Below are 7,596 nucleotides of genomic sequence, written 5' to 3' on the forward strand. Positions count from 1 at the left end.
AGCTCACTCCGGTCGAGTTTGAGACAATCTACTTAGCCGCACACGCGGCCTAGAGACCACCCACCCCCCGTGTCAACCAAAGTCTGGGCAGTCCCGCCCGTCGCGGATGCGGGTTTTGGCTGTTGATGATGGAATGCCGAGGTGGGCGCCGATCAGGGTCCGCGGTCACGCTCGAGCCCGCACCTTTGCATTCGGAGGGCGGACCAGTCTGCAGGCACCGAATTGTGCCCTTAGTCAGATATGGTGCGGGTGTGACCTGTGAGGATGCTGCTGAAGGAGGGTTTTGGTGTGACGATTTTCGAAGCGGATGATGACATCGATTGTTTGTTGGCCGACGCAAGAAGCTACACGGTGATCGACCTTGAAGCACGCCGCGATCATTATGTGCAGAAGCTTTTAGATGCCCGTCAGGCGTGTGAAGAGCTGAGCACTCTGCTTGCTGATCACGGATCCGGGCAGAGCGGTCCCGCCTCCGCCGATCAGGTGCACGCTCAAGGGTTGCTGTGCGCGGCGGTTCGGGAACTGGAAGAAACCGATGCGCTCCTTGAGCGAGCACGACAAGAAAAATGAAACGTGCATCATCAGGTAAAGCTCAGGTGATGCGCGTAGTGTCTTACCTATCCTCATGTGCGAGTGATTGATGGCCGGATGTTTATTTATCCGGTCGAAAGCGCCGGAGAACACAGTAAGCGGCCTCCACCGTGTGTTCTCCGGCGCTTTTGTCATGCCACCACCGGCAGCCAACCGCTCAGGAGTGGGTCACCGGATTTGACCGCTAAAACACAACGGTCATTTCTGTCCCTCATTGGTCTTCGAAAAAGCAATCCAACACGCTGTGAGTGACGAATATCATGCGGCGGTGGTTATCCGGCAACGGTGCGTCACGTCGACTGATGCGCCACAACAGTTGTTCCCCTAGACACCCCGCCGGAGGGCCTCATCATGATCACCAGCAAAAAAGTTCTCAGCGTCGCTTTCACCGCAGCCCTGATGGGAGGAGCAGGCCTCGGATCCGCCGGGATAGCGGTGGCGGCTCCCGGCCCGGTCGCCCACGCAGTGCCGGCCATGACCACCGGGCAAATGTCTATCAGCATCGACGACTTCGTGTTCTCCGGTCCTGGAACCGTCAACCCGGGCGGTGAGATCACCGTGACGAACAACGACACCGAAGCCCATTCGGTGACCGCCGATGATGGTTCCTTCGATGTCACTATCCCCGGCGGGGAAAGCGCCACATTCACCGCCCCGAGCGAAGCCGGGACCTATGGGTTTTTCTGCAAGTTCCACGGCAACATGAAAGGTTCACTGACCGTCGGTGCTGAAGCCATGGCACCGGCCCCCGCCGCACCCACGACACCAGCCCCGGCAGCACCAGCACCGACACCTGAAGCTGCGGCACCGGCACCCGAGGTCGCAGAGTCCGGCACTGCTGAGTCCGACAGTGCAGCAGGCAACAGCATGGACCAGATGGGTGCTGTCCCCCGGGGCGGCGCGGACACTGGAGCGATGAACGACGCAAGTGACGGGTCAACGATCATCGCTCTGGGTGGAGGACTGGTCCTTCTCGCCGCAGCCGGTGGAACCTATGCCGTCCGCCGCCGGAGCCACAACTCCTAATCCCACCCGACCCGCCGTGAGGGCCGTAAAACCGCACCTCGTCCATCGCGGTTTTACGGCCCTCACGCATTGGCCTGGAACGTGCCCAACGATTGCTTTGCACGGCGGTGAGAAACCTTGAGGAAGTCGATTGAATTTTTCATCAAGCATGATGCCGCCCCCGCGCCTTCACCGTCATCTGAGACCCAGAAACCACCGGTAGCTTCATCACCACCTCACGTGTGAGTGACTAGTGGCCGGGTTTTTCCTTTTCCGCCGGAAGCGTCGGGAACACGCTTGGCGGCCAATACCGCGAAGAGTTTCCCGACGCTTTTTCTGCCACCGCGCACCGGGAACGGATCAACGGGTCATCAGTATTGTCGGTAGAGTCACAAAATGAGCAGCGTTGGCGATCAACTTGAGGGCTCCACGCCTGATACGGCCATCCCGGTGGGCGGTCCCAGGTCGCAGGGAGCCATCGTCCTGGGTGACCGGTATGCCTTGGGTGTCCTGATCGGCCAAGGCGGCATGGCCTCTGTCTACCAGGCAACGGATGAACTGCTTGGCAGGGAAGTGGCAGTGAAAGTTTTCCGGGCAGGTTCGACGACGCAAGACGATGCCCAACGCCAGCATGGTGAAGGAAAGGTCTTGGCAGGGCTGAATCACCCTAACCTGGTGACTGTTTTTGATATCGGAACAGATACCAGTACCTTGCATCCACAAACGTACCTGGTGATGGAACTGGTCCGGGGAACGGATCTGCAGCGCGCCAAGCAGCAGGGACCGTTCGCCTCGGCCACGGCGGCGATCCTGGGGTCCGGGATCGCTGACGCTCTGGCCGACATTCATGGGCGCGGCATCATTCACCGGGACGTGAAACCGGGGAACATCCTCATCTCAAACGATGAGAATCTCCACGGGAGGACCCGCTACAAGCTCACTGACTTTGGTATCGCCCGCGTTCTTGACGAATCCCGTCTCACCGGTACCGGACAGTCCATCGGAACGGCCGCGTACTTCAGCCCTGAACAGGCCCGGGGCGGTCTCGTCACTTCAGCCAGCGATGTTTACTCCCTTGGGCTGGTCCTCCTGGAAACCCTGACAGGAGTCACAGCTTTTCCCGGCCCGGCTGCGGCTTCAGCCGTGGCACGTCTCCACCGCAACCCTGACATCCCGGAAACAATCGGCGAAACCTGGGTAGGGCTGCTCACCCGCATGACTGCCCAGGACGCCGCAGCCCGTCCGACAGCTGCCGAAGTCTCCGCAACGCTCCAGAACGACGCCCTTTTCGGAAGCGAAGATACACCTCACGGCGGATCGCACGTGACTCCTCAACCGGCAGCGCGCATCCTTCCCGACACAACGTCGGAACAGGACAGCGGCAACCCCACCCGGCCAGAAGACGTCGTCCCCGGAGCCGTAGGCGCCGAAGGAAAAGGCACGCCGGCTGCACTTGGACCCGTCGGGTCACTGCGGAACGACGCCTTATCATCCTCTCCCATCACGGAATCGCTCGAAATTGACACCGCCACGGAAACTGCGACTCAACTACATCCATTGGTGGCAGAACACCATCGAAAGCCTGTTCTGCGGTGGGTGCTGATTGTTCTTGCAGCACTAATCGGAATTCTCTTCGCCGTCGTGCTGCTGATGCTGGTCTTGGATGGACAGGCCCGAAGCGTTCCCGTGGATTACCCCCCAGCATCCGGGGAACTGGGCGAACTACTCATCGACCTACAGGAAAGCGTGGACCCTTGATGGCCGCCCGCCGTAACAAGCTGCGCCACTTCAACCGGACCCGCAGAACCGCGGTGGCGTCGTTGGTGATTGTGGTGCTTGCCGGATGCAGCGGGGCAGAGGACTACGATGCCCGTGCAGCGGAACAACTCCAGGCGGACGTCCTGACAGTAACCCGGCAAACCATCAATGAGGACTACAGTGCATCACTGGTAGCTCTGAACGGCCTTGCTTTCCGGCTCGATGTCCTGGTTGACAACGGTTCAGTTCCAGCCGATCGAAGGGAACGCATCCTAACCGCTATCGCAGCCCTGCGGGCAGGCCTGGAAGCTAGAATCGCTGCCCCAGAACAATCACCATCGGCTCCCACACCTACGTCAGAGCCCCCACAACCCCCCACTGCTTCGCCGACACCAGCACCACAGCCGGCGCCCGTCCTGCCTCCTGCTGCCCCGACCCCGGCGCCCGCGCTGCCAGTGCCTCCACGGCAGCCAGTTCCCGTGCTGCCTAACGCTCCTGCTCCAGTGTTGCCGGTACCCACACGACAGCCGGCACCTGCACCTGTGCCCAGCCCCGTTCCCACACCCGAACCCGAACCGGTGCCTCCATCGGATGGCCCGGCCCCGGTTCCGACCGTGCCGGTACCCGCACCAATTGACCCGCCCGTACTGCCACCGGGACCAGTGCCGGTACCGAGCGGCCCGGTACTCCCGTCGCTTCTACCCATCGATCCTTAGCTAATCCAGTACAGCAAATTCCGGATCAGGGCCTCGCCGCAGCCGGTAGAACCTACACCGTCCGCCGCCAAAGCCACACCAACTAACCTGCCCAAAAGTTCACCGGTTCACTATTTTCGGGGGAACGAGCCCTCATCGTCCGGGAATGCCCTGTTCGAGGGGATTCACCCCCATCTTCTTCACGCATCACGAGGAAAACCAATGGCAGTGGTTTACCCACAGGTGGACGGCTTTGAGCTGACTCCCAAGGGGCTCCACCTGCCCACAGGTGGATGAACCACTGCAGGTATAGCTCTTACACCGTTAGTGAGATAGTCCCCCTTCAGGAGAGTTGGGCTCGTGAAGGAACGGCTGGGCGGCATGCATTCCGCGCGGTGCGTTATGACGTCGGTCGATTTCGCCGACATCGAAGCCCTGCAGTCATCAGGCGAATGGGAAGAGGCCGGCCGCTTGCTGGCCCTCGAGGCGCAGGGCCTTGAAGCGGCGGGCGCCGATTTTCTTGTGCTCTGCACCAATACGATGCACCGCGTGGCCCGGGAAGTCCGGGAAGCGGTCGGCATTCCGTTGCTGCACATCGGCGATGTGGCCTCCCGCGAGGTGCTGAACGCAGGGTTTGGGGCCGTTGCGCTCCTCGGCACGGCGTTCACCATGGAGCAGCCGTTCTACCGGAATTTCATCTCGGCGTACGGCATCGATGTGCTGGTCCCGCCGGAACCCGAGCGTGCGAGCATTCACCGCATCATCTATGAGGAGCTCGTGCTGGGTGTCATCAGCGATGCATCGCGGGACGAACTCGCTGAGATCATTCGCGACCTCGTCGCAAGGGGAGCGCAGGGCGTCATCCTCGGCTGCACCGAACTCGAACTACTGATCGGCCAGGAGGACAGCCCCGTGCCGGTCTTTCCGACCACCCGTCTCCATGCGGTCGCCGCCGTGGACGAGGCGCTGCGGTGGCACACCCGCGAGATCAGGCCTTGGGTGCTGCGAGCTCGAGGGCAATGTTGTCCGGGTCGCGGAACTCAAGGATGTAGCCCGCGCCGATGTCCTTGACCCCGCCGTGCCTGATGCCGAGGTTGTCGAGGACTGCAACGGCGTTGTCGAGTTCCCCGCGCCCGGAGACAGCGAAGCTCACGTGGTCCAGGCCGACGCGGTCCTCATCGAACGAGTCGCGGGCGACGGGCCGCAGGCCGAACAGGGAGCTGCCCAACTGGTAGATGACGCCGTCGTACAGGAAGTCGAGCTGCTTTCGTGTTTCCTCGTCAGCCCCGTCCGGAATGTCGAAGGCAACCGGCCAGCCGAAGACGGCGTCGTAAAACTTCCTCGACGCTGCGATATCGGTGACAGTCAAGCGAACATGGGCATAAGCACTGGTCGAGATAGTCATGACCGGAGTCTGCCACATCGCACTGACAGTGGCTCTCATTCCCGGTAGGGATAACAATGGCTTGCTGCGTAGGCCGTGAACGTTTCATCCATGCCCGCGTCAGCCGACAGAAATTCCTTCCGCAGGAAGAAGGGGCTTGAGGACCAATGTTCGGGAAAGTCACTGGTTGGGCCCCCGGGTAGAAGTCCGGCTGGTATGGGCCCAACTATCACGCTAAGCCGATCTCCGGTGGTAATGATGGTTGTCTCGGTTCGTTGGGCCTGTATGGCTGAACGTGAATATTCGACTGCGGCCGAGGAGGCCTCGTACGGGTGATTCGAGGCGCGGGCCCTGGAGCAGGCGGTGTTGGAGCGGTTCTTCTTCCTGGACGACGCCGATCTGGGCTCCGTCGGTGAGTAGCGTAGGGCAGGTACCCAGCGGCGGTGGCGGTATTCCGGTCCAGTTCCCGCCCGATCGTCGACGGTGCCCGACCCAAGGCCCGAGCAATAGCCCGGATGGAGTCCCCTGGAACGTGAAGGTCATGAATCTGTTCCCGCTCGGAGAGGCTTCGTAACTTCCTCCGCCTCCTCGACGACCGCGGCAAATGAATCCCCGCGTGCAAGGCCGCCACTAGCCGAGGGGTGAGGCTGTGACGACGACGTTCTTTCCCCACAGGTCAGCGGTGTAGCAACTAACCAGAATGAGCCGGCCAGGGACGATGTCCCAGATGTCACTGGTGTTCAGGGTGTCCTTGTTGTGGGTGGTGACGGAATTTACCGTGTATGTAACCTCTCCGGTGGTGGTGGTCACCGTGAAAAGGTCTCCGGGTTTGGCCTGGGAACTGGCTCGGTTGAACGCGGAGTCGCGGTTTTCCCAGCTATGCCCCACGATGTACGTGGTGTTGACGGATCCGGTGCCGGGCGTTCCGTAGGGAGTGAGCCAGTAGGCGTCAAGTGTCGCAGGAGGAATGATAGTTCCGCTGCTCTGGTCCCCTGCTGTAGGGGTCAGGGGCAGAATGTCCAGGTCCATGCCAATGCCTTGATAGGTGATGTGCCGCGGAGCTGCGGCTGCAGCCGCAGCTTGAGGTTGGCTGGCGGCGGAGCCGACAGGCGCCGCTTCCAACGCAGGAGCTGCTGGCAGAATTAGGGGGTTACCGGCCGTGGAGTTGGTCGGCGCTGGCGTTTCTTTGGCTGATCCGGGCTCTGGAGCGTCTCGCTGCGTGTCTTCATAGTGCGTGCCGTCCGCGGGTTCAGCTGCAGGTTCAAATGCAGTTGCCGGAGCTCTTTCCACTGGTGGCAAAAGTGGCAAAGGTTCGGATGCCGGTGTTCGTGTGGGTTCTTCAGTTTGTGGGGCTGCAGCGGGCGCGCTGGCGGCAACGCTACCGGCTACCGAAGAACCAGGGGTTGTGGCGGGCGTACTGGCGGTAACGCTACCGGCTGCGGAAGAACCAGGGGTTGCGGCGGGCGTATTGGCGGTAAAGCTACCGGCTACCGAAGAACCAGGGGCTGCAGCGGGCTGGCTTTCGCCAGTGGCTGCTTGCGGGAGGGGTGAGATGAGTAGTGCCATGGCCGTCAGGAGGGTAGCCATGCCAAGGGTGAAGCCGGCCCAGATACGTCGGGTGGTTCTATCCGTTGGTGGCGGCTGGGTATCGCCGCGGTGTGAATCGTGTTTCATCTAGCTTCAACCCTTCATTGAGCCGGTGCAGCGTGTCGGCCCCGGTTCAAGAGGCCAGCATGCTTCCGCGTCGTCATAGAATGCGTGCCGGTGACCATTCGGCCACCGGCACGCTTTCACCTGCTAATTCAGACGCCCCTTGCGAATTTCGCGCGTCAGGACGTAGACGAGGCCACCCGAGAGGGCCACAGCAGCTACGCTTCGGCCGGACATCTGATGCCCAGGCTCAGCCGCGGTCACGGCAACGGCCCCGACAGCTGTCTGAATGTTCATTCCCGCATTTTTCCCGGGTCGCGCCGGAACAGTTGGAACCACCGCTACAGGTGCAGCCCCTGAAGGCTGAATGATCGGAACATCCACTGACGGTGCGTCGACCGGCGGCAGGATCACGGGTGGTGCGTCGACCGGCGGCAGGATCACGGGTGGTGCGTCGACCGGCGGCAGGATCACGGGTGGTGCGTCGACCGGCGGCAGGATCACGGGTGGTGC

Annotated in this window: 8 protein-coding genes; 4 read left to right on the forward strand and 4 right to left on the reverse strand. The window is 61.8% G+C overall.

The features are described from left to right. Window positions 1-288: 288 nt before the first annotated feature. From IWX75_RS17235 to IWX75_RS17250, 4 genes are all read left to right on the forward strand, one after another. Window positions 289-570 carry a hypothetical protein gene (locus tag IWX75_RS17235; RefSeq protein WP_196823486.1) on the forward strand — a complete coding sequence of 94 codons (282 nt, stop codon included), beginning with the start codon at window positions 289-291 and terminating at the stop codon, window positions 568-570. 372 nt (window positions 571-942) lie between these two features. Next, a complete protein-coding gene (locus IWX75_RS17240; protein ID WP_196823487.1) occupies window positions 943-1,617 on the forward strand; it encodes a cupredoxin domain-containing protein in 675 nt (224 codons plus the stop codon). Between the two features lie 375 nt (window positions 1,618-1,992). Beyond that, complete coding sequence (locus IWX75_RS17245; RefSeq protein WP_196823488.1) at window positions 1,993-3,354, forward strand: serine/threonine-protein kinase; 1,362 nt, start codon at window positions 1,993-1,995, stop codon at window positions 3,352-3,354. A gap of 1,055 nt (window positions 3,355-4,409) precedes the next feature. Next, window positions 4,410-5,120, forward strand: coding sequence for an aspartate/glutamate racemase family protein (locus IWX75_RS17250; RefSeq protein WP_334684455.1), 711 nt, complete (start codon window positions 4,410-4,412; stop codon window positions 5,118-5,120). Here the strand turns inward: IWX75_RS17250 and IWX75_RS17255 are convergent. From IWX75_RS17255 to IWX75_RS17820, 4 genes are all read right to left on the reverse strand, one after another. Beyond that, window positions 5,038-5,454, reverse strand: a complete 417-nt coding sequence (locus IWX75_RS17255) for a VOC family protein (protein WP_196823489.1) — start codon at window positions 5,452-5,454, stop codon at window positions 5,038-5,040. The genes IWX75_RS17250 and IWX75_RS17255 overlap by 83 nt on opposite strands. 208 nt (window positions 5,455-5,662) lie before the next feature. Continuing rightward, window positions 5,663-6,106, reverse strand: coding sequence for a helix-turn-helix domain-containing protein (locus IWX75_RS17920; RefSeq protein WP_442858998.1), 444 nt, complete (start codon window positions 6,104-6,106; stop codon window positions 5,663-5,665). Beyond that, a complete protein-coding gene (locus IWX75_RS17265) occupies window positions 6,064-6,462 on the reverse strand; it encodes a sortase domain-bontaining protein (RefSeq protein ID WP_051476803.1) in 399 nt (132 codons plus the stop codon). The genes IWX75_RS17920 and IWX75_RS17265 overlap by 43 nt, the downstream gene beginning before the upstream one ends. A gap of 768 nt (window positions 6,463-7,230) precedes the next feature. Next, window positions 7,231-7,380, reverse strand: coding sequence for a hypothetical protein (locus IWX75_RS17820; protein WP_196884749.1), 150 nt, complete (start codon window positions 7,378-7,380; stop codon window positions 7,231-7,233). Window positions 7,381-7,596: the final 216 nt, after the last annotated feature.

This window comes from Arthrobacter sp. CAN_A6 (assembly GCF_015751715.1).
Lineage (GTDB): Bacteria > Actinomycetota > Actinomycetes > Actinomycetales > Micrococcaceae > Arthrobacter_D.